The sequence below is a fragment of the Flavobacterium sp. LHD-80 genome, assembly GCF_030929605.1.
GTDB lineage: Bacteria > Bacteroidota > Bacteroidia > Flavobacteriales > Flavobacteriaceae > Flavobacterium.
This window is the reverse complement of record NZ_JAVFVS010000011.1, coordinates 194,068-213,583: the sequence shown is the minus strand read 5'-3', so window position 1 is coordinate 213,583 and position 19,516 is coordinate 194,068. Positions and strand designations below refer to the sequence as shown.

General features: G+C 33.9%; 21 protein-coding genes. 11 read left to right on the top strand and 10 right to left on the bottom strand.

Annotated features, from left to right (window positions below; all coding sequences use genetic code 11):
* Positions 1 to 25 precede the first annotated feature (25 nt).
* Genes RB619_RS15845 through idi form a run of 5 tightly spaced genes read right to left on the bottom strand, consistent with a single transcriptional unit; the run spans position 26 to position 2,787 of the window.
* Positions 26 to 292 (bottom strand): hypothetical protein, encoded by a 267-nt coding sequence (locus RB619_RS15845; RefSeq protein ID WP_308099194.1) that lies wholly within the window; start codon positions 290 to 292, stop codon positions 26 to 28.
* A gap of 56 nt (positions 293 to 348) precedes the next feature.
* The gene (locus RB619_RS15840) at positions 349 to 1,317 is read right to left on the bottom strand and encodes a type I phosphomannose isomerase catalytic subunit (protein ID WP_308099192.1); all 969 of its coding nucleotides are present in this window, start codon (positions 1,315 to 1,317) and stop codon (positions 349 to 351) included.
* 47 nt (positions 1,318 to 1,364) lie between these two features.
* Positions 1,365 to 1,823, bottom strand: coding sequence for a peroxiredoxin (locus RB619_RS15835; protein ID WP_155103810.1), 459 nt, complete (start codon positions 1,821 to 1,823; stop codon positions 1,365 to 1,367).
* A gap of 3 nt (positions 1,824 to 1,826) precedes the next feature.
* Positions 1,827 to 2,237, bottom strand: coding sequence for a 6-carboxytetrahydropterin synthase (locus RB619_RS15830; protein ID WP_308099188.1), 411 nt, complete (start codon positions 2,235 to 2,237; stop codon positions 1,827 to 1,829).
* Positions 2,238 to 2,259: 22 nt separating this feature from the next.
* Positions 2,260 to 2,787: an isopentenyl-diphosphate Delta-isomerase gene (gene idi / locus RB619_RS15825; protein ID WP_308099186.1), complete on the bottom strand. Its 528-nt coding sequence runs from the start codon at positions 2,785 to 2,787 to the stop codon at positions 2,260 to 2,262.
* Positions 2,788 to 3,080: 293 nt separating this feature from the next.
* Here idi and msrB point away from each other — a divergent pair, with 293 nt between their 5' ends.
* Together msrB and msrA are read left to right on the top strand one after the other, a co-directional pair.
* The gene (gene msrB, locus RB619_RS15820; RefSeq protein WP_308099184.1) at positions 3,081 to 3,635 is read left to right on the top strand and encodes a peptide-methionine (R)-S-oxide reductase MsrB; all 555 of its coding nucleotides are present in this window, start codon (positions 3,081 to 3,083) and stop codon (positions 3,633 to 3,635) included.
* 7 nt (positions 3,636 to 3,642) lie between these two features.
* Complete coding sequence (gene msrA, locus RB619_RS15815) at positions 3,643 to 4,251, top strand: peptide-methionine (S)-S-oxide reductase MsrA (RefSeq protein ID WP_308099182.1); 609 nt, start codon at positions 3,643 to 3,645, stop codon at positions 4,249 to 4,251.
* A gap of 90 nt (positions 4,252 to 4,341) precedes the next feature.
* Here msrA and RB619_RS15810 read toward each other — a convergent pair whose 3' ends face one another.
* Complete coding sequence (locus tag RB619_RS15810) at positions 4,342 to 4,779, bottom strand: META domain-containing protein (RefSeq protein WP_308099180.1); 438 nt, start codon at positions 4,777 to 4,779, stop codon at positions 4,342 to 4,344.
* 263 nt (positions 4,780 to 5,042) lie between these two features.
* On the opposite strand from RB619_RS15810, the gene RB619_RS15805 reads away from it, so the two are divergent.
* Together RB619_RS15805 and RB619_RS15800 are read left to right on the top strand one after the other, a co-directional pair.
* Positions 5,043 to 6,446 carry an aminopeptidase P N-terminal domain-containing protein gene (locus RB619_RS15805; protein ID WP_308099177.1) on the top strand — a complete coding sequence of 468 codons (1,404 nt, stop codon included), beginning with the start codon at positions 5,043 to 5,045 and terminating at the stop codon, positions 6,444 to 6,446.
* An 82-nt stretch (positions 6,447 to 6,528) separates the two neighbouring features.
* Entirely contained in the window at positions 6,529 to 7,488 is a 960-nt protein-coding gene (locus tag RB619_RS15800) for a quinone oxidoreductase (RefSeq protein ID WP_308099175.1), read from the top strand.
* A 355-nt stretch (positions 7,489 to 7,843) separates the two neighbouring features.
* Here RB619_RS15800 and RB619_RS15795 read toward each other — a convergent pair whose 3' ends face one another.
* The gene (locus RB619_RS15795) at positions 7,844 to 9,403 is read right to left on the bottom strand and encodes an FAD-dependent protein (RefSeq protein ID WP_308099173.1); all 1,560 of its coding nucleotides are present in this window, start codon (positions 9,401 to 9,403) and stop codon (positions 7,844 to 7,846) included.
* A gap of 324 nt (positions 9,404 to 9,727) precedes the next feature.
* On the opposite strand from RB619_RS15795, the gene RB619_RS15790 reads away from it, so the two are divergent.
* Positions 9,728 to 9,967 carry a hypothetical protein gene (locus RB619_RS15790; RefSeq protein ID WP_308099171.1) on the top strand — a complete coding sequence of 80 codons (240 nt, stop codon included), beginning with the start codon at positions 9,728 to 9,730 and terminating at the stop codon, positions 9,965 to 9,967.
* A 96-nt stretch (positions 9,968 to 10,063) separates the two neighbouring features.
* On the opposite strand, the gene recQ is transcribed toward RB619_RS15790, so the two are convergent.
* Complete coding sequence (gene recQ, locus RB619_RS15785; protein WP_308099169.1) at positions 10,064 to 12,259, bottom strand: DNA helicase RecQ; 2,196 nt, start codon at positions 12,257 to 12,259, stop codon at positions 10,064 to 10,066.
* Between the two features lie 88 nt (positions 12,260 to 12,347).
* Between recQ and RB619_RS15780 the strand changes: the two genes are divergently transcribed.
* From RB619_RS15780 to lptB, 4 genes are all read left to right on the top strand, one after another.
* On the top strand, positions 12,348 to 13,313 hold the full coding sequence (locus RB619_RS15780; protein ID WP_308099167.1) for a KpsF/GutQ family sugar-phosphate isomerase: 966 nt from the start codon (positions 12,348 to 12,350) through the stop codon (positions 13,311 to 13,313).
* Positions 13,313 to 14,128, top strand: coding sequence for a twin-arginine translocase subunit TatC (gene tatC / locus RB619_RS15775; RefSeq protein ID WP_308099165.1), 816 nt, complete (start codon positions 13,313 to 13,315; stop codon positions 14,126 to 14,128). The genes RB619_RS15780 and tatC overlap by 1 nt, the downstream gene beginning before the upstream one ends.
* A complete protein-coding gene (locus tag RB619_RS15770; RefSeq protein WP_308099163.1) occupies positions 14,121 to 14,474 on the top strand; it encodes a carboxymuconolactone decarboxylase family protein in 354 nt (117 codons plus the stop codon). Before tatC ends, RB619_RS15770 begins: the two co-directional genes overlap by 8 nt.
* 84 nt (positions 14,475 to 14,558) lie before the next feature.
* On the top strand, positions 14,559 to 15,299 hold the full coding sequence (lptB, locus tag RB619_RS15765) for an LPS export ABC transporter ATP-binding protein (RefSeq protein WP_012022391.1): 741 nt from the start codon (positions 14,559 to 14,561) through the stop codon (positions 15,297 to 15,299).
* A gap of 151 nt (positions 15,300 to 15,450) precedes the next feature.
* On the opposite strand, the gene RB619_RS15760 is transcribed toward lptB, so the two are convergent.
* Both RB619_RS15760 and RB619_RS15755 read right to left on the bottom strand, forming a co-directional pair.
* Entirely contained in the window at positions 15,451 to 16,305 is an 855-nt protein-coding gene (locus RB619_RS15760) for a glycoside hydrolase family 25 protein (protein WP_308099159.1), read from the bottom strand.
* 11 nt (positions 16,306 to 16,316) lie between these two features.
* Positions 16,317 to 17,027: a CDP-alcohol phosphatidyltransferase family protein gene (locus RB619_RS15755; RefSeq protein ID WP_308099157.1), complete on the bottom strand. Its 711-nt coding sequence runs from the start codon at positions 17,025 to 17,027 to the stop codon at positions 16,317 to 16,319.
* Between the two features lie 328 nt (positions 17,028 to 17,355).
* Between RB619_RS15755 and RB619_RS15750 the strand changes: the two genes are divergently transcribed.
* Entirely contained in the window at positions 17,356 to 18,339 is a 984-nt protein-coding gene (locus RB619_RS15750) for a PorV/PorQ family protein (RefSeq protein WP_308099649.1), read from the top strand.
* Positions 18,340 to 18,378: 39 nt separating this feature from the next.
* Positions 18,379 to 19,515 carry a DUF4105 domain-containing protein gene (locus tag RB619_RS15745; RefSeq protein WP_308099155.1) on the top strand — a complete coding sequence of 379 codons (1,137 nt, stop codon included), beginning with the start codon at positions 18,379 to 18,381 and terminating at the stop codon, positions 19,513 to 19,515.
* The last annotated feature ends 1 nt before the right edge of the window (position 19,516 follow it).

The window sequence follows — 19,516 nt, the reverse complement described above, 5'->3', positions numbered from 1 at the left end:
TGCCCTTTTTTATGCTTTTTTTTGCTTATAGCGCGTTGATTTTTTCAATCAATTGATTAGCAGTTTGTTCTAATTCAACATTTATTTGTTTGAAGTGCGCTTTTTTGTTTTCAACGTTCTTTGCGTTCACTTTTGTGATCAAAGTATCAAATGCAGCGATAGCTTCATCGATTAAAGCATTCGTTTCTGGAGTTGGGTTTCCTGTTGTTGAAAGCTCAAACAAGTAAACTGCTTCAATAATATCTCCTAATACAAAATTGATGTCTTTCTTTAAATTTTTAACGTTTGCCATTTTATTATAATTTTAATTTGCGTTTGCAAAAATACACATAATCTTTAGATTAACTGCTATGAAATGTAAATTTCTAAAATTGAAGCTTTTCCGCTCAAATTAAATGCATTTATCGCAGCTGGAACTAAAACCGTGTCCCCTTTTATATAAGTATGTTTAAAACCATTAAACTCGATTTCAAAACTTCCTTCGATACACATATAAACTGTAAATGTTTCACCAGATTTAGCAACTTCGATTTTATCTTCTAAAGGAATAAAATTCGTTGTAAAATAAGGACAGTCAACTACTGTGTTAGAAACATTTTGTTTTGTCTCATATTTCTTTTGTGTATCAACTTTGTTGTAATTGATAGCATCAAGAGCTAAATCTACGTGCAATTCTCTTTTATTTCCTTGCGCATCAACTCGATCAAAATCATACAAACGATATGTAATATCTGAAGTCTGCTGAATTTCGGCAACAACCAAACCAGCTCCAATTGCATGAACAGTTCCAGTTTCTAAAAAGAAAACATCTCCAGATTTTGCTTTTACATCATCTAAAATAGAAACAAGTGTATTATCATTCAAATGTTTCAAATATTCCTCTTTGCTTGAGTTTTCTTTAAAACCAACAATAATTCTTGAATCTGAATCAGCTTGCATTACGTACCACATTTCAGTTTTACCAAAAGAATTATGACGCTCTTTTGCTAATTTATCATTTGGGTGAACCTGAATTGAAAGATCCTCGCGTGCGTCTAAATATTTAAAAAGCAACGGAAATTGTTTTCCAAAACGCTCATAAACTCTAGTTCCCAGAATTTCATTTGGCGTTTGATCAATAAGTTCCATTAAAGATTTTCCTTTTAAGTCACCATTTGAAACAACGCTTACATCGCCCTCAACAGTAGACAATTCCCAGCTTTCACCAGTAATTTTAGAAGTGATTGGTTTATTTAAAACTGTTTTCAATTTTTCGCCTCCCCAGATTCTTTCTTTCAAAATTGGTTCAAACTGTAATGGATATAATTGTGTACTCATATTATTTTGGTTGCTATCTTTATTATTTTAAATATTGTTGTTTATGATTATAATACTAACTCTTTAATGGTTTCCAGCGCTTTCTGTATATGCTTTTCAGCATTCATGCTGTCAAAAATAAAAATAACAACACCGTTTCTATCAACAATGTAAGTTACTCTTCCTGGCAGAAGTCCAAACAAATTATTTCGAACACCAAATAACTGTCTTAATCTTTTATCTTGGTCTGACAATAAAATAAAAGGCAGTTTGTACTTATTGGCAAATTTGTGATGCGATTTTACACTATCACTGCTAATACCAATAACTTCGGCACCTAAATCTTTAAAATCTTCGTATTGATCGCGGAAACTGCAGGCTTCAGTAGTACAGCCTGGCGTATTATCTTTTGGATAAAAATAAATCACTAGCGGTTTTCTTCCTAAAACGCTTTGGCTTTCAAAAAGTTCTCCGTGACTATCTTTTGCAGTAAAATTCGGAACTATATCTCCTATTTTTAATGACATTTATTATTCTCCTTTATAAGTTACAAAATTGCGGTCCGTTTCATAAAGCACGACTTCTAAATCAAAATCGGGCTGAATTCTTTTTCTAATTTTATTCCATATCACAACGGCAATATTTTCTGCAGTTGGATTCAAATCCTGAAATTCCGGAACATCCAGATTCAGGTTTTTGTGATCAAACGGAATTTCAACTTCTTCAAGTATAATATCCGCTAATACTTTCACATCTAAAACAAAACCAGTTTCCGGGTCAATTTTTCCTGTAACACTAACAGTTAAACCATAATTGTGACCATGAAAATTGGGATTATTGCACTTCCCAAAAACAGCATTGTTTTTTTCAGCTGTCCAATCTTTCCTATGCAATCGATGCGCAGCATTAAAATGTGCTTTTCTTGATATGGTTACTCTCATTTAGGTTTTTGGTTAATTTTGGTTATAATTTATGGTCTTCAAGATAATGATCAAATTCGTCAAAAATTATCTTAAACCAAACCGTATAAATTTCGGGCTGTTTTTCAATATCAGCTTTAACATCTTCAATACTCATCCATTTCCAGTCTTCAACTTCTTCAGGATTTATGGCTGGCTCATCATCATAATAACCAATCATTACGTGATCAAGCTCATGCTCTGTCAAACCATTATCAAAAGGCGCTTTGTATATAAAATGAAAAAGCTCTTTTAATTCACTCTTAAATCCCATTTCTTCAAACAATCTTCGGCTTCCGGCTTCAATATTATTTTCACCTTCACGCTGATGACTGCAACAAGTATTTGTCCAAAGCAAAGGAGAATGATATTTATGATGCGCTCTTTGCTGCAGCATAATTTCATTTTTATTATTTAAAATAAAAACCGAAAATGCACGATGCAAAAGTGCTTTTTCATGTGCTTCTAATTTTGGCATTAAGCCAATCTGTTCGTCGTTTTCGTTAACTAATATTACGTTTTCTTCTGTCATAGGGCGTATTGAATTAACAAAAATACGAAAAAAGAAATGGCTATAAAATCCTAGAAGACATTGTGAAAAGTTTAACTACTTTGTCATTTTTATAAGATTTTGATTAACAGAACAGTACAATCATTAAACAAACAAAAATCCTTTAAAAATAAGATACAAAAACTATGAGGTTTGTTTTTACGTAAATAATGAAAAGTTAAAACATACTTAAAAATATCTGAATTCTAACTTTGATACTGTTTTGAAGTCAACGACATCGTATCTTTGAGAATCAGAATAATGCACCCAATTATATGAAAACAAAAAACTTAATTTTTACTCTTTGCTTTTTAATGCCTCTTTTTATTTTTCAAGCTTGCGGGCAAAATACAAAAAAGCAATCTTCAAAAATAACTACTATGGAAAATAAAATTAGTAAACCTGGAAATCCCTATTACTCAAATACCGATACCACAAAATTAAATGTGAGTGATGCCGAGTGGAAAAAGGTTTTACCCGAAGATGTTTATGCCGTAATGCGCCAAGCCGACACCGAAAGACCATTTACAGGAAAATACTGGAACACGGAGGAAAAAGGCACTTATTATTGTGCTTCGTGCGGAAATAAACTTTTTAGATCGACTGCTAAATTTTCAAGCCAATGTGGATGGCCGAGTTTTTTTGAACAAGAAAACAAAACCAGCATAGTTTTTAAAAATGACAATTCATACGGAATGGAACGAATCGAAGCACTTTGCGGGCGCTGTGGCGGACACTTAGGCCATTTATTTGACGACGGACCAGAACCAACCGGAAAACGTTATTGCATGAACTCGATTGCTCTTGATTTTATACCTGACAACAAATAATTTAATTATGAAAAACATACTTTTAATCTGTTTAATTACTTTTTCCTTAAACGGATTTTCACAAAACAAAAAAGCTTCTAATCTTGAAACGATAACAGTTGGCGGAGGTTGTTACTGGTGCGTCGAAGCTGTTTACGAAAACTTGGATGGCGTAAAATCTGTTGTTTCTGGATTTTCTGGCGGAAATGTTCCGAATCCTACTTATGAAGAAGTTTGTACAGGAGAAACGGGTCACGCCGAAGTAGTTCAGATTACTTACGACAAAAACGTAACTGATATTAACGAAATTTTCAAAGTTTTTTTTACCGTTCACGATCCAACAACTTTAAATCGACAAGGTGCCGATGTTGGAACACAATATCGTTCTGTTATTTTTTACAAAAATGACGAACAAAGAAAAGCGGCACAAAGCATTATTGCTGAATTAAACAAAGCAAAAGTATACAGCAATCCAATTGTGACAAAAGTAGAACCTTTTAAAGTTTTTTATAAAGCCGAAGATTACCATCAAAACTATTATGCTAACAATAAAAATCAGCCATATTGCAAAATGGTAATTCAGCCAAAAATTGAAAAATTTGAAAAAGTTTTTAAAGACAAACTGAAAAAGAAATAAAAGCAAAAGCTTGTAAATTAAAAAAAGGGAAATGACAAAATCATTTCCCTTTTTTATATGTTGAACTTTGTCAAAGTTTAATAACTGAAATTATTGTTTTACTACTTTTTTAAATCTCATCATCGGCACATCGCCTTGAATTAAATTTAACTTTCCATCCTTATCAATAGAGTAGCTTGTGATTTTTTTCATTTGCTGTAAAAATTGTTGCTCCCCGCCTCCATCACAAAACATTAATGTACTTGGTCCTGGCTCTCCAAAAGTCAACGATTTTCCGTTTAAAGTATAAGGCGCGCTATATCCGTTACAACCATTATTTCCAAAAACTTTAGTTTCTTTTTGATCAAAAGTAATTTGCGGTTTTTTATTTGGATACAATCCTTCAAAAGCAATTCTTGGCCCAGAAATATATTCCAATTCCCAAGTTGTACCAAATAAATTTCCTCCGCTTGAAGTATCTTTTGATGTCTTGCAAGAAGTAAATAATACCATTAAAACGGAAACGGCTGCGAGTGTGTATTTTTTCATAAAAAAAGTGTTTTAAAGATTAATATAATTGTTTTTTTGAAGATTTAAATTATTCTATAAACATTCCTTTCTCAATATTCGTGCCCAGTTGCACGATTTATTAAAGTTTAAATTATACAACAAAATGTTATTTCTAATCTCTAAGTTACATCATTTTGTTTAAAACTATATTAATCAAACATTTAAATTACAATTTGTGATTGTATTTTTTTTGTAATTTGCACTGATCAAAAAACCAAAAAACATCAATAAAAAACCAAAAAATGAAGCGATTATTATTATTCTTTGCCATTTTGTTAACCTTCTCACAAATTCATTCTCAAGAAAATCTCCCGACTGATTATCTTTCAAAAAAATTTCACAAAGGCCGTCGCGAAGCTTTTAGAGCTTTAATGCCTGCCAATTCTGTAGCGGTGGTTTTTTCTTATCCGGAAAGAGTTTTTTCAAAAGACATCAATTACAATTACCACGCAAATCCAGATATGTATTACCTTACTGGCTACAAAGAACCAGATGCCGTTTTAGTACTTTTTAAAGAAGAACAAGGAACTGAAAAATACAACGAAATTCTTTTTGTAAGAGAAAGAAATGCAAGCAGAGAAACTTGGACTGGAAGACGTTTAGGTGTTGAAGGCGCAAAATCAAAATTAGGTTTTACAACTGTGTATAATGGAAAAGATTTTAATGCTTTTGCTATAGATTTTAGCAAATTTGACAAAGTTATTTATGACAAAATTCCAACAGACCTAGAAAATGATAAAAGTGGATTTGATCTTTTTGGTTTACTTGAAACTTTTAAAACCAAAGCCGGAATTAAACAAAACGACATTACTTCTATAGATTTATTCACTAACATTACTAATTCGCTTAGAGAAATAAAAACTCCCGAAGAACTTGATTTAATGCGCAAAACCGTAAAACTTTCCTGCATTGCGCACAACGAAGTGATGAAAGCAGTTGGCCCAGATATGAGCGAAAATGAAGCTGATGGAATTCACGCTTACGTTCACAGACATTACGGCGCCGAAGGCGAAGGTTATCCGCCAATTGTTGGTGCCGGAGCAAACGGATGTATTTTGCATTATGGCGAAAACAATTCGACAAAAATTGACAACCAATTATTGCTAATGGATGTTGGATCAGAATATCACGGTTATTCTGCCGATGTTACCAGAACAATTCCGGCAAACGGAAAATTTACCGAAGAACAAAAAGCAATTTATCAAATCGTTTACGAAGCTCAAGAAGAAGTTTTTAAAATCTGTAAAGAAGGAACGCCTATTCAAGATTTAAACAAAAAAGCCGCAGAAATAGTTGCAGCAGGATTAATTAAACTAGGAATTATCACAAACCCAAAAGAGGCACGAATTTATTACCCACACGGTTGTTCGCATTTTCTTGGATTAGATGTTCATGACAAAGGAAATTACATGGGCAACTTGAAAGAAAACATGATTTTGACTGTTGAACCAGGAATTTATATTCCGGCAAACAGCAAATGTGATAAAAAATGGTGGAATATTGGCGTTCGCATCGAAGATGATATTTTAATCAAAAAAGATTCATACGAAAATCTTTCTGCTGAATCTCCAAGAAAATGGCAAGATGTTGAAGCTTTGTCCAAACAAAAAAGCACGTTCAACGAAATGAAATTCCCAAAAATCTAGTTTACAAAGCCTCATTTAAAAAATTAAATGAGGCTTATTTTTTGAATTTTGACGTACTTTTGTAGTCCTAAAAAATTAAAAAATGAAAGCACTTACCTTCTCTAAATTCGGAGATTCAGATGTTTTAGAATATATCGAAATCCCTAATCCAACATTAAAAAACGACGAAATTTTAGTCGAAATGAAAGCCATCGGATTAAATTTTGCCGATGTTTACAGACGTAAAGGAAATTACCACTTAAAAGGAAATCCGCCTTTTATTGCCGGTTACGAAGGTGCCGGAATCGTAGTTGACGCAAATAATCATCCTGAATATAAAGTTGGTGACCGTGTGGCTTTCGCCGATGCTCCTTTTGCAAATGCAGAATTGGTTGCAGTAAATACAAATCACGTTTTGCCACTGCCGGAAAATATTTCTTTTGAGGCCGCAGCTTCGATTTTATTGCAAGGATTAACAGCGCATTATCTAGCAACCGACAGTCATAAAACTCAAAAAGGAGAAACTATATTAATTCACGCCGTTGCCGGTGGTGTAGGACAAACTCTAACACAAATCAGCAAGCTTTTGGGTGCAACTGTCATTGGTTTAACTTCTTCAGCAGACAAAGCAAAAGTTGCAATTGAGCAAGGAGCCGATCATGTTTTCTTGTATAATGAAGATTGGAAATCTCAAATTTTCAAACTTGCTTCAAACGGCGTTGATGTTGTTTATGACAGCATTGGAAGCACTTTAGCAGAAAGCTTCGAAGTTACAAAAGAATGCGGACAAGTAGTTTTCTTCGGAATGGCCGGAGGCGATCCCGCACCTGTAGATCCAAGAATGTTAATGGACGGTTCTAAAACTTTAACCGGAGGCGATTTATGGAGTTATTTAAATTCCAAAGAAGAAAGAATCAAAAGAGCGACACAATTATTCAATTGGATTATCGAAGGAAAAATTAAACTTTCAGAACCAACATCTTTCAAATTATCCGAAGGAAAATTGGCGCACGATTATCTAGAAAGCAGAAAAAGCACTGGAAAAATAATTTTAATCCCGTAAATAATAATCTGGGCGTGCCAGCAATAAAAAAAGGGGCCAACTATTCAAAACGCTTAGTCGGCCCCTTTTTTATTACTGTCGGGCTTTCACTGCTACTTCGGTAGCTTAGCTCTATCCCTCACGCGAAAATACTTTACCTATAACTTATATATAGTCCCTACGGGACATTTTCAACATTTTCAATATCCTTTACTACCAATATTAAACTCCTAACGGAGTTGTTATCATCAAGAATAATATTCAGCAATTAAAGTCTCACAAGATATCTCGTAGAGATTATATATCGGTAGAAAAAAAATAATTCGCGTATTACAATTTGTTCCGTAGGAACTATATATTAAAACGCAATAAATTATTACTTCAAAGCCTCTGCAATCATCAAAGCACATTTCTCCCCATCAATTGCTGCAGAAATAATACCACCAGCATAACCCGCTCCTTCTCCGCACGGATATAATCCTTTTATCTGCAAATGCTCATAAGTAATCGGATCTCTCGGGATTCTGACAGGCGAGGAAGTTCTACTTTCTGGCGCGTGCAAAATGGCTTCATTAGTTAAATAACCACGCATTGATTTTCCAAATTCCTTAAAACCTTCACGCAAAATCTGCGATAAAAATCCTGGAAAAACTTGCCCCATTTCAACCGAAGTTGTTCCCGGAACATAAGAAGTTTTTGGAATATCGGCAGAAACTTTATTCTGTGTAAAGTCGATCATTCTCTGCGCTGGAACTTTTTGAGTTTCTCCGGCTAAATGCCATGCTTTTTGTTCAATACTTTTTTGAAATTCCATTCCGGCTAAAGCACCAAATTTTGCAAAAGGCTTAAAATCTTCTAATTTCAACTCAATTACAATTCCAGAATTTGCCGTTGCCTGATCACGTTTAGATGGCGACCAACCATTTGTAACCACTTCGCCCGGGCTTGTAGCACAAGGCGCAATAACACCACCCGGACACATACAGAACGAATACATGCCACGGCCGTTAACTTGTTTCACAATCGAATAAGGCGCCGGAGGCAAATGTTCGCCACGATAATCACAACTATATTGAATGCTGTCGATTAATTCTTGTGAATGTTCTGCACGCACACCTAAAGCAAAAGGTTTTGCTTCGATTAAGATTTTCTTTTTATCTAATAATTCAAAAATATCGCGCGCCGAATGTCCGGTTGCCAAAATCAATTTGTTAGCCAGAATCTTATCTCCGTTTTGAGTGACGATTCCTTCAACTTCATTATTTTTTACCAAAATATCATCAACTCGTGTATCAAATAAGACCTGTCCGCCAAACTCGATAATTTTATTTCGAATATCTTCAATAATTTTTGGCAATTTATTGGTTCCAATATGCGGATGCGCTTCAACTAAAATATCTTCTGAAGCTCCAAAAGCCACTAAAAGCTCTAAAATTCTAGTAACATCGCCACGCTTTTTAGAACGCGTATATAATTTCCCATCAGAATAAGTTCCTGCTCCACCTTCTCCAAAACAATAATTAGAATCCTCGTTTACAATATGCTCACGATTTATTGCTTTTAAGTCGCGTCGACGTCCTCGAACGTCTTTTCCACGTTCGATTACAATTGGCTTTAAGCCTAATTCAATTAATTGCAAAGCGGCAAAAAGTCCGGCCGGCCCTGCACCAACCACAATAACTTCTTGTGAATTGGAAACATCTTTATATAAAGGAAGTTCGATTTTAGTTTCCTGAAACGCTTCTCCTTTTAAATATATAATAACTTTCAAATTGATTTTAATCGCTTTTTGGCGCGCATCAATCGAACGTTTTAAAATTGTAATATGCTGAATTTCGTTTGGAGAAACTTTAATTTGTTTGGACAAATAATCTTTAAGCAACACTTCGTTTGCAGCAGTTTCTGGAGTTACCTGAAGTAAAAGTTCTCTTGGCATTGTATCTTATTTATTAGCTTTTCTTTCTATGAAAAGAAGTTGCAAAAATAACATTTTAAAATGAGATTACATCTCTACTGTAAAATTTGCCCACAGATTCACACAGACCTAAACAGATTATACTTAATCTCTTTGCGTTTTTTTTTGCCACAGATTATTATGATTAAAGAGATTTCTTCTTAAGAGACGTTAAACACACTGCAATACGCCTCTACAGAAAAAAAACTCAGTCCCGATAGCTATCGCGATAGTATCTCAGAATCTCAGAACCTTTAAAAAGACTTCGTACCTTTGCAACTCTGAACCTTTACAACTTTAAAAAAAATGTCTAGAAAAATAAAACTGATTTGGGATTTCCGAGGCCCGGCTTCTGCAAAAACTGCCGAACATCATGAAATTCATTTAAAAGAATATATTGCTATTGAAAAGCTTCCTTTAAATATTACAGGTTTTAAAATCATCGATGATATGTACGCCATAGCTTTTATGGTTGTAACCGATGAAAATATGATTCAGGTAAGAGACGCTTTGAAACCGCATCGAGGGGAATTGTATGAGGGATAAAATTCCAATAAAAAAATTCCAAATCCCAATTGCTGTCAATAGCTTGGAATTTGGAATTTATATTTTAAGTTGTTTTTTTTTTTGGAATTTAACTTTTTAATTAGCTACCTCGCTGATAAACTTAATACGCATTAAACGCAATTCATCAATATCATAATCGCCGTCAAATTCTTTTAGGGCGTCTTCAATTTTATCCGATTCTGATTCCATGAAGTAATCGTGAATTTCTTCTTGTTGATCATCGTCAAGCATATCATCAACCCAATATTTGATATTCAGTTTTGTACCCGAATATACGATTTGCTCCATTTCTTTGATCAAAGCATCCATCGAAAGTCCTTTTGCAGAAGCGATATCACTTAAAGGCAATTTCCTGTCAATATTCTGGATAATGTATAATTTGTTTGCCGAGTTAACTCCTGTAGATTTTACAACTAAATCATCCGGACGAATAATATCGTTATCCTCAACATATCGACTGATTAATGCTACGAATTCTCCACCGTATTTTTTAGCTTTTCCTTCTCCAACTCCATGAATATTATACAATTCAGTTAACGAAATTGGATATTTTAGAGCCATATCTTCAAGCGAAGGATCCTGAAAAACCACAAACGGAGGAACACCTAATTTTTTGGCTACTTTTTTACGTAGTTCGCGAAGCATTCCCATCAAAACTTCATCAGCAGTTCCCGATGATTTTCCTGCGGTTACGATTGCTTCATCATCAGCTTCACTGTATTCATGATCTTCAGACATCATAAACGAAACCGGTTTTTTAATGAAATCCAATCCCGCTTTCGTAATTTTTATAACGCCATAAGTTTCGATATCTTTTGACAAATAACCCGAAACTAAAACTTGTCTCAACAACGCCATCCAATATTTTTCATCATGATCAGAACCTGAACCAAAAAAGGACTGTGTATCTGTTTTATGTGCTTTAATTACAGCATTTATACGCCCAATTAAAGTAAAGACAATTTCTTTTGACTTGTATATATGTTTCGTGTCTCGAACGATTTCCAATAATTTAACGACTTGTTCTTTTGCCTCAACTTTGTGTTTAGGATTTCGAACGTTGTCGTCCATATCTGCACCTTCTCCAGTTTCGCTGTCAAATTCTTCTCCGAAATAATGAAGAAGAAACTTTCTACGTGACATTGAAGTTTCGGCGTAAGCCACAACTTCCTGCAAAAGCGCAAAACCAATTTCCTGTTCGGCAACTGGTTTGCCAGACATAAATTTCTCCAGTTTTTCTACATCTTTATAAGAGTAATAAGCAAGACAATGTCCTTCTCCTCCATCACGGCCGGCACGACCCGTTTCCTGATAATAACTTTCTAGTGATTTTGGAATATCATGATGAATTACAAATCGAACGTCTGGTTTGTCAATTCCCATCCCGAAAGCGATTGTTGCTACAACAACATCAACATCTTCCATCAAAAACATGTCTTGATGTTTGGCGCGTGTTTTTGCATCCAATCCTGCGTGATACGGAACAGCACTGATTCCGTTCACTTGTAAAACTTCGGCAATCGATTCTACTTTTTTACGGCTTAAGCAATAAATAATTCCAGATTTGCCTTTATGTTGTTTGATAAATCGAATAATATCCGATTCAATATTTTTCGTTTTTGTGCGAACTTCGTAGTATAAGTTCGGTCTGTTGAATGATGCTTTAAAAGTATTTGCATCAGACATATCAAGGTTTTTCAGAATATCCTCCTGAACTTTTGGGGTTGCAGTTGCGGTAAGTCCAATAATTGGCACTTTACCTAATTGCTTGATAATATTTCTAAGATTCCTGTACTCCGGCCTAAAATCATGTCCCCATTCTGAAATACAGTGTGCTTCATCAATCGCAACGAATGAAATTGGCACGCTTTGCAAAAAAGCAACATATTCCTCTTTAGTTAAAGATTCTGGAGCCACATATAAAAGCTTGGTCAAACCGGAACTGATATCCTTTTTCACCTGAGCAATTTCTGTTTTTGTAAGGGAAGAATTAAGCACATGCGCAATTCCGTTTTCTGAAGAAAGGCTTCGAATCGCATCAACCTGATTTTTCATCAAAGCAATTAGAGGAGAAACAACAATTGCTGTTCCTTCCTGAATTAAAGCGGGTAATTGATAACAAAGAGACTTTCCACCACCAGTCGGCATGATTACAAAAGTATTAGTTTTACCTAAAATACTTGTAATGACTTGTTCCTGCAAGCCCTTAAATTGGCTAAAGCCGAAATACTTCTTTAATTCCTTATGTATTTCAATTTCGTTTGAATTCATTCTTTATTTTAATGGATATTTTTGTATAAATTTGCAACACATAAAGATACAACTTTCTTTTATACATACAAATTTTAAATATTCTGTTTTGATCACAAAAGAAAATATATTGGCGATTGCCAAAAAAACCATACTATCTGAAAGTGAGGCAATTACAAAACTAATTGATTTTTTAGACGAAAATTTCTACGAAGCCGTTCAACGCATTTACGAAACTAAAGGCCGTTTGATCGTTACAGGCATCGGAAAAAGCGCAATCATTGCGCAAAAAATGGTTGCTACTTTTAACTCAACAGGCACACCATCTATGTTTTTGCATGCTTCTGAAGCTATTCATGGAGACTTAGGCATGATTCAGAATGAAGATATCATCATCTGTATTTCAAAAAGTGGCAATAGTCCTGAAATTAAAGTTTTAGTTCCGTTATTGAAACGCTTCGGAAACACTTTAATTGCAATGACTGGTAACATAACTTCCTTTTTAGCAAAAGGTTCTGACTATGTTTTAAATACAACTGTCGAAATCGAAGCTTGCCCAATAAATCTTGCACCAACAAACAGCACAACAGCACAGCTTGTCATGGGTGACGCTCTTGCGGTTTGTTTAATGGAAATGCGCGATTTTAAACCCGAAGATTTTGCAATTTATCATCCAGGCGGCGCTTTAGGTAAAAAACTGCTTCTTAAGGTTAAAGATATGATTGAACATTCTTTAAAACCGATGGTTACACCAGAGACTTCAATCAAAAAAGCTATTTTTGAAATCTCTGAAAAAAGATTAGGTGTAACTGCGGTAATTGAAGACAATAAAATTATCGGAATTATTACAGATGGAGACATCCGACGAATGCTAAACAACGTAGATACTATTGCAGATTTAACTGCTAGAGATATTATGTCTAAAAACCCAAAATTAGTTTCATCAGAAACAATGGCAGTTGATGCCTTGAACATTTTGGAAGATTTTTCGATTACACAGCTAATCGTTGCCGACAATGGCGAATATAAAGGAGTATTACATTTACATGACATTTTAAAAGAAGGAATCGTATAATGGCAAAGAAAAACCTTGGCGAGATGTCATTTTTAGATCATCTTGAAGAATTAAGATGGTTATTAGTTAGAAGCACAATTGCAATATGTATAATGGCATTTGTGACTTATTTTATTAGTGATTATTTGTTTGACCAAATTATTTTGGGACCTATCAGGCCAACATTTTTTACTTATGTATGGTTTTGTGATTTATCGCATCAATTAGGATTTGCAGACAGCATTTGTATTACTGAACTGAATTTCATTATTCAGAATACTGAAATGGAAGGACAGGTAAATATATTTGTATGGATGTGCCTTTTAGCAGGTTTCATCTTAAGTTTCCCTTATATTTTGTGGGAAATCTGGAAATTTATCAGCCCAGCTTTGTATGAGAAAGAACGCAAAAACGCAAAAGTTTTCATTTTTGTTTCTTCGCTTCTTTTCTTTTTAGGAGTATTATTTGGGTACTTTGTTGTAATTCCAATGTCGGTAAATTTCGTTGCCACTTTCTCTGTGAGTGACGTTGTGAAAAATCAATTTACGCTTGAGTCTTATATGGGAATGGTAAAGACAAGTATTTTAGGAAGTGCAATCTTTTTTGAATTGCCGATCGCTATTTATTTTTTAACCAAATTAGGACTTGTAACTCCTACTTTTTTAAGAAAATATTGGAAATATGCCGTAGTAATCATCTTGATTATTGCTGCAATTGTAACTCCTCCAGATGTAGTAAGTCAGACTATTGTAGCAATACCAATGTTGATTATCTACGAAGTGAGTATCCTTATCTCAAGGATTGTTTATCGAAATAAAATGAAAGAAAATGTCTGAATTAATACAAGAATTTAACGACTACCGTTCTAAAATGAACGAAAAATTATTAGCTGACAATAACAAAATTGTAAAGCGAATTTTCAACCTTGACACCAATGCATACGCTCCAGGAGCTCTTGATGTAAAAACTAAAGAACTTTTAGGATTAGTTGCATCGACAGTTTTGAGATGTGATGACTGTGTAAAATATCACTTGGAAACAAGTTATAAAGAAGGCGTTTCGAAAGAAGAAATGATGGAAGCAATGGGAATCGCAACTCTTGTTGGCGGAACAATTGTAATTCCGCATTTAAGAAGAGCTTACGAATTCTGGGAAGCGCTTGAAGAGCAAGGAAATAAATAATTGTTAATACGTTTAACTGTTGAATCGTTTATTCGTTAATTTGCAACGACTACGATTTATCGATTAAACGATTAAACTAATAAAATGAAATTAAGAGCCGATAATTTAATCAAAACATACAAAGGCCGAAGTGTTGTAAAAGGAATTTCTGTTGAAGTAAATCAAGGAGAAATCGTAGGACTTTTAGGTCCGAATGGTGCTGGAAAAACCACTTCTTTCTATATGATTGTTGGATTGGTAAAACCAAATCAAGGAAATATCTATCTTGATGATTTGAATATTACTGATTATCCGATGTACAAACGTGCACAGCAAGGAATTGGTTATTTGGCACAAGAAGCTTCAGTTTTTAGAAAATTGAGTATCGAAGATAATATCTTGAGCGTTTTGCAATTAACTAAACTTTCGAAAGAAGCTCAAATTGCAAAAATGGAAAGTTTAATTGAAGAATTCAGCTTAGAACATATTCGTACTAACCGAGGCGATTTACTTTCTGGAGGAGAACGTCGTCGTACTGAAATTGCTCGTGCATTGGCAACCGATCCAAAATTTATTTTATTGGATGAGCCTTTTGCAGGAGTTGACCCGGTTGCGGTTGAAGATATTCAGCGAATTGTTGCTCAGTTAAAAAACAAAAATATCGGAATCTTAATTACCGATCACAACGTTCAGGAAACTTTAGCTATTACCGATAAAACATACTTGATGTTTGAAGGAGGAATCCTGAAAGCTGGAGTTCCAGAAGAATTAGTAGAAGATGAAATGGTTCGCCGTGTTTATCTTGGACAAAACTTCGAACTTCGTAAGAAGAAACTTGAGTTTTAAAAAGTGTTCAGTGGTCAGGTTTTTAGTGATCAGTTCTTAAAAAAGTAAGCAGTATACAGTTTTTTAGTATTGAGTTTCAAGCTGATCACTAAAAAACTGTTTTTTTTTATTCTAAAAGACTGAACACTAAAAACCTGACCACTGAACACTTTTATTCCACTGTAATAAACTGCAACTGCTCCAAGTCGCCATTATAAATATTCACATCAACTCGATGTTTGATTCCTGGCAAAGAAGCTTTTTCTGTAAACTGCCAAAAAAGCCAATCGTCTTCAATTTTTTCTCTGTAGAAATTGTAGTTGGCAATCCAGAATAAATATTCGCTAAATTCTTCTTTTAAGAAATCACTATAATATCTTTCACCTGAATAAATTATTGGACGAACCTGATAATGCTTTTCGACTTTAGTTAACCAACGCTTCAAACCTTTTTTTAAACTGTCTAAAGGCTGGTTTTTCGGTAGTTTTTCGATATCTAAAACTGGCGGAAGATCGCCTTTTTGCAATTTTACGGTTTTGATAAAAAGATTTGCTTGTTCAATTGAATTTTCATTTGGGCGATAATAATGATACGCGCCGCGCATAATTTTATTTTCTTTTGCGCCTTCCCAATTTCTTTTAAATTGTCTGTCAACATAATCATTCCCAGCTGTTGCTCTGATAAAAACAAACTGCACCGGATATTTCTCGTCTAAAATTTCGACTTCTTCCCAATCTACTTTTCCCTGAAATTCCGAAACATCAAATCCGACAACTTTTCCTTTGTGATTTTCGAGAACACGAATATTTCGAACATCCGAAAGATGCTTGTCCACTTCATTTTCATCTAAAGTTTTATCCGATTTAAATCCGAGGTAATACGCTAATCCGGCGCGATAATGATATATTGCCCCAATGAAAAGCACTATTAAAAAAGAATATACAACAAACCGAATCAGCTTGCTTAAAAAAGATCTTCCAGCCGGTTTTCTTGCATATGTTTTGCGGTAAGTTGTTTTTCTTGCCATTACAATGTAAACTACTTCTTCAAAAACATATTATTTATGATTGACAACAATACATAAAAAATGATGATAACTGGAATTGCTCCAAACTGAAGCAATAAAAGCAAAACAAGAGAAATTGCCAAGAACACAATTTGAAGTACATTATCTTTAAAAGTGAATTTTTTAATTTTTAATGCAAACAAAGGGATTTCGGCATTTAAAATATACGCACTGCATAACGTGATTATTAGCAAAATATATTGATTGGTTAAAATTTCAAGAAGCATTAAAGAATCTGAAAACTTTAAAACCAACGGAAGGCTCAAGATAAAAAGAGAATTTGCAGGAGTTGGCAAACCAATAAAAGAATCTGTCTGACGTGTATCGATATTAAAATTTGCTAAACGATAGCAAGAACCCAAAGTAACAATAAAACCTAAAAATGGTATAAAAGAATTAGTCCCTAACTCGTGTGCACTATTTGCAAACAAAGTATACATTACATAGCCAGGCGCAACTCCACTGGTAACCATATCTGCCAAAGAATCCAACTGTAATCCAAGCGGACTTGAAACTTTAAATAATCTGGCAAAAAAACCATCAAAAAAATCAAAAAATATTCCTAAACAAACCATGTAAAAAGCCATTTCATAATTGGCTTGAGATATAAAAACAACGGCTACACAGCCACAGAAAAGATTTATTAAGGTAATTAAATTAGGAATGTGTTTTTTAATATTCATTTTTATAAAGTTTGATAATGGTGAGAACAAATTTCGTATAAAATAACATGCCATTTTTACATTTATGATAAATTATTTAAACAATCTGCCTGAATTTCTATACTAGATAGAAAACGAGTCCATTAAAAAGAAGTTTCAAATTGCAACTTTGTCGATATTTATCAGAAGGACGAAAATTAGATGAGTAAAATATTCTATTTTTGGAAAAAATTAAAACAGGCCTCAGTCTGCAAATAAATAGCCGTTGAAAAAACTTTTTGCGTTTTTATTGTTTTGGAGTTTCGCTTCACAGTATGCACAAACCGTTCGTAAATACTCGAATGAGTTTATGAATATTGGTGTTGATGCTGCGGCATTAGGAATGTCGAGCGCCGTTGTTGCTTCAACAAATGATGTTAACGCTACATACTGGAATCCAGCCGGTTTAACAAATCTTGAAGATCATCAAATATCCTTAATGCATGCAAATTATTTTGCTAACATTGCACAATATGATTTTATAGCATATGCAAGTCCAATTGATGACCGAAGTGCCTGGGGAATCTCGATGATTCGTTTTGGAGTTGATGACATTATGGATACCACGCAATTGATCGACAGCCAAGGAAATATTGATTATAATCGAATCAGTTTGTTTTCGACTGCAGATTACGGTTTTACTTTTTCATACGGCCGAAAATTGCCGGTTGAAGGTTTTCAATACGGCGTGAATGCAAAAGTAATCAGACGAATTATTGGAAAATTTGCCAATTCATGGGGATTTGGTTTTGATATAGGATTGCAGTTTGAACGCAATGACTGGAAATTCGGCTTAATGCTTCGTGACATTACAACCACTTACAATATCTGGAATATTGACGAAGAAGAATATGCAAAAATTGCCAACGCCATTCCGGGAGAAAACAATGAATTGCCTGAAAGCACTGAAATCACTTTACCAAAAGCGCAATTGGGAGTTTCAAAAAAGTTTGATTTTCATAATGATTATAGCCTTTTAGTCGCAACAAATTTGAATATGCGTTTTGAGCAGACAAATGATATTATTTCATCAAAAGTAGTAAGTATCGATCCAGCAGTTGGTTTTGAATTTGGATACACCGATCTTGTTTTCTTGAGAGCCGGTGCAGGAAATTTTCAGAATGTAATGCAATTAGACAATACCGAAAAAGTAAATTTCCAGCCCAATATTGGTCTTGGCTTCAAATACAAAGGAATTCAGGTCGATTATGCTTTGACTGATTTAGGCAATCAAAGTGCGGCACTTTATTCGAATATTTTTTCTTTAAAAGTAGATTTAGGTATCTTTAGATAAATTTTGCAACTCAATAAAACTTCTTAAAAATTTTAAATCATGAAAAATGTCCTTTTCAAAAAAACACTTTTTTGTTTACTATTCTTAGTGAGTTTTATTGGTTTTAGCCAAAATTTACCTTTATCAAAAGATGCTAAAATAAGCGTTCTAACCTGCGGGCTAGGAAACGAAACTTACTCCTATTTTGGTCATACTGCCATTCGTGTTGCTGATCCTGTAAACAATATTGACTACGTTTACAATTATGGTGCATTTGATTTCAGAACACCAAATTTTGTTGCCAAGTTTGCAAAAGGTGATCTTCAATATTTTGTGATTGTTCATCCATTTATTGATTTTATGAATGAATACAATTATGAGAAACGAAGCGTTTTTGAACAAGAATTACTTATTTCTCAAGATTCAAAACAAAAGCTGTTTGATAACTTGAACGCGACTTTGCTTTCTGAAGATCGCTACTATACCTATAAATTCATTGATAAAAACTGCACATCGATGGTAGTCGACATTATCAATAAAACACTAAACGGAAGCGTTATCACTAAAAAAGGAGATACAGACAAAACATATCGTTCTATTTTATTCCCGTATTTTGATGGCCATTTTTATGACAAATTAGGAACCAGCATTATTTTTGGCACCAAAGTAGATCAATTGGGAACCAAAATATTCTTGCCTTTTGAGCTAAAAAACAGTTTAGAAAAAACTACTTTTAAAGGACATCCTTTAGCAGGAAAAAGCCAAACACTTTTGAATTTTGAGAAAGAAACACCTTCATCATGGTGGAATAATGTCTATACTTATATAATTATTTTAGCATTTGTGGTTTTTGCCAAAAATAAAGTAATCGACAAAATCTATCTTTTTATTTTGTCGTTAATGGGAGTATTTTTTGTGGCGGTTGGATTTTATTCTTTTCACCACGAATTGGCAATGAATTACAATGTATTATTATTTAGTCCGCTATTATTGATTTTGATTGTTTTATCTGCGCTAAAAAACAAAAGATGGACGTATCGATTTGCGGTCTTACATTTATTATTCTTACTAGTTTACACTCTTTTTCTAATCAACAAAGCACACTTTTTTATTGTTTTGCCAATGATTATTACTAGCGGATTTGTCTTGGCAAGAGTCGTAATCAGAAACAAAAAACGTATTCCGATTATTATCTAAA